The 2,769-nt window shown below is 61.7% G+C and carries 3 protein-coding genes and 1 pseudogene; 1 reads left to right on the top strand and 3 read right to left on the bottom strand.

Going from position 1 to position 2,769, the window contains the following annotated elements; all coding sequences use genetic code 11:
• Nucleotides 1-486: pseudogene (locus AC1DWI_RS19030) on the bottom strand (sugar kinase); the annotation flags it as partial.
• A 24-nt stretch (nt 487-510) separates the two neighbouring features.
• On the bottom strand, nt 511-1,542 hold the full coding sequence (locus AC1DWI_RS19025) for an SPFH domain-containing protein (RefSeq protein ID WP_477671042.1): 1,032 nt from the start codon (nt 1,540-1,542) through the stop codon (nt 511-513).
• Between the two features lie 105 nt (nt 1,543-1,647).
• On the opposite strand from AC1DWI_RS19025, the gene AC1DWI_RS19020 reads away from it, so the two are divergent.
• Nucleotides 1,648-2,364, top strand: a complete 717-nt coding sequence (locus AC1DWI_RS19020; RefSeq protein WP_477725454.1) for an NUDIX hydrolase — start codon at nt 1,648-1,650, stop codon at nt 2,362-2,364.
• 9 nt (nt 2,365-2,373) lie between these two features.
• Here the strand turns inward: AC1DWI_RS19020 and AC1DWI_RS19015 are convergent, their stop codons facing one another.
• Nucleotides 2,374-2,769, bottom strand: coding sequence for a DUF4291 family protein (locus AC1DWI_RS19015; RefSeq protein WP_477725453.1), 396 nt, complete (start codon nt 2,767-2,769; stop codon nt 2,374-2,376).

The following is a 2,769-nucleotide window of genomic DNA, read 5'->3' as shown; positions in this document are numbered from 1 at the left end:
CATCAGCACCTGCCCGTCGGACAGCCTGGCCTCCGCCATGGTCACCAGCGAGGTCGCGCGGCTGCCCCTCGCCACCCCGGGCAGCACTGATGCCAGCTGTGAGGGCTCAAACGGAAGCAGCACGCCGTCCCAGCGTTTGGGCTCCGGGTTGACGCCGACCAGCGGCTGGCCGTTCAGGTACTTCAGGGTGTTGGCCACCATGCCGTCCTGGCCCAGCGTCACCACGATGTCGTCGGCCGCGAAGATGTAGTTGCTCAGGTGCGCCCTGTCGATGATCTGGTAGCGGCCCCAGGCCTGCAAGGTTTCCGCGACCACCCGCAGGCTGGAGGCATAGGCCTCGTTCTCGCGCAGGTAGTCGGTGAAGTCGGCGCCCAGGTGTTCCAGGTAAAACTGAGCCTGGCCCAGGGTCTGATAGCGCGCCACCAGCTCTTCGAGCCGGGTCTGGCGCGTGACCAACACCACCTTGCGGTTCTCGGCTGCAGACATGTTTTTGTCCTTTCCTGTTTCTRCTTATTTCCGGGTACCGGCGTTCGCGCCTGCCAGCAGCGAGTTGAGCAGTTCGGGCGACATGTTCAACTGGCCGATCTTCTCGGCCTTGTCGGCGATGCCGCCAAAGGCCTGGGCGATCAGCTGGGCTGGGTCCATGCCAGCCGAAGCCAGTGCCTGGATGGTGCGGGGATCTACCGCCTGGAAGGTCTTCATGATGGCGTCCAGCCGGGCCGCTTCTGCCTCGGCCAGTGTGCGCGAGTTGGCGGCCTGGCCGTTGACGTAAAGCTTGCGTTTCTCTTCGAGGGCCACGTCCGAATCCATCTGCTCGGTACGCAGGGCGTTTTCCTTGCGCATCACCGATGCCTTGGCGGCCATCTTGGCGTCCTCGATCTGGCTGCGTTTGTCTTCCACGGCAACTTCGGTGTCCAGTTCGTTTTCGCGGATAGAGCGCTCGTTCTGGACCGCGGCCATGCGGCGCAGGTAGATGGCGTCGTCCGCAGCCTTGAGGTTGGCCTCGCGCGATTCGGCTTCCAGAGCCCGGGCGATGTCAGGGGTCGGCTTGATGGCCAGGATGGACACCCCCAGGACCTGCAGGCCCAAGGCCGCGATCTCKGGCTGCGCGCCCAGGCTGGCTTCGGCATGCCGGGCGATCTCGGCGGAGGAGAGCAGGGCTTCCTTGAGCGCCAGTGCCTGGACTTTTTGCTGGATGATGACCTGTACCTGCATGCCGACACGGTCGCCCAGCTTGAGTGGGTCGTCCGATGCATAACCCTGGCCGTTGGCTTTCAACGAGAAGTCCATCAGGCGAGCCGTCAGCTGCGGCGTTTTGACCTGGTAGGTGACCTGCCCCTGCACCGTGACGTTCTGGAAGTCGGAGGTCACCAGGGTCAGCATGAAGGGGTGGTGGGCGCTGGCCACGGGCACCGCCACCACGGTAGAGGTGGGCGCGTAGTAATAAAAGGACTGGCCTGCGCCTTCCCGGATCACTTTCCCCCTTTTGAACTGAATCAGGTGAACCGTGGGCTGGGACTTGATGAACCGGATGCCTAACATGGTGCTTTCTCCTTGTGGTTAATTGTTCGATAGGTTGTATTGAACAACCTATTTATGAGTTGCATAATACAACYTAATTCARRTTTGTCAAACGGGAGAAAAAAAATGGCSRCCAAACCSAAACACCTGRACTTTGAAAAACCGCTGACSACGGTCGACRTRGTGATCTTCACCGTGCTGGACGAACACTTGCAGGTCCTTTTGGTTAAACGGCCCGTGGGGCCGGAAGAGCCGTTCCCGGACGCCTGGGCCCTCCCTGGCGGTTTTGTGGATGTTGACAAGGACGACTCGCTGGAGGCCTGCGCCAGGCGCAAGCTGCTCGACAAGACCGGCGTCAAGAGCCCCTATCTGGAACAGTTGGGCAGTTGGGGCGGCAAAACGCGTGATCCGCGCGGCTGGTCGGCGACGCATGCTTACTTTGCGCTATTGCCCGCCGACTCTGTGCAACTGGTTCAGGATGAAGCCAAGCCGGCCAAATGGCATCCGGTAGATGAGTTGTCGCCCCGTAAGCGGCTGGCGTTTGACCACAGCGACATCTTGCAAGCTGCGCTGGAGCGCCTGCGAAGCAAGGTGGAATACACCTCGCTGCCGGCTTTCCTCTTGCCGGAACCGTTCACGCTGCCGCAATTGCAGAAAATGTATGAGGTGGTGTTGGGGCGGTCCATCGACAAAAGCGGGTTCCGGACTCGCGCGCTGGCGGCGGACTTTCTGAAGGAGGAAGGCTTTCTCGACGTAGGATCGCCCAGGCCTGCCATGGGCTACCGCCTGAAAGACAGGCGTGCAGTGATGTATTTTCCGAGGACCTTCAGCCCCCGTAGCTAAGGGGATGGCCTATGCGGCCCGCTCGATGTACACCGTCTCGACCGGCACTTGCAGGTTGGGATCATCATCCGTGGCTTGCAGGCGCTGCGATGCGACGAAGCTGCTCATGTCGATCACCTCCAGCAGCTCGGTCGTGGCCAGCGCGCGTAAGGCCTCCCCGCGCAAACCGAGCTGTATGGCCCGGCGGGTGAGGTTCGCGCCCGATGGTGCGTGGTCTGGATCCCACTGGCGCCTGACATTCGAAGTCGCAACGGCGGCTTGCCATTCCTGTGGGTTCGCATAGACCTCGCTGTCGAACATGGAAGGCACGGCGGCGGCGAGAAGCGAGTCAAAGAACGTACGCCTCAGTCTCAGGCCCAAGACCCCTTCTTGCCCCTCTTTGCTACCCCAGCCTGAGCGATACAT

This window comes from Polaromonas sp. P3_C2, assembly GCF_056402675.1.
The sequence above is the reverse complement of the archived record's forward strand: the minus strand, read 5'-3'. Positions and strand labels throughout refer to the sequence as shown.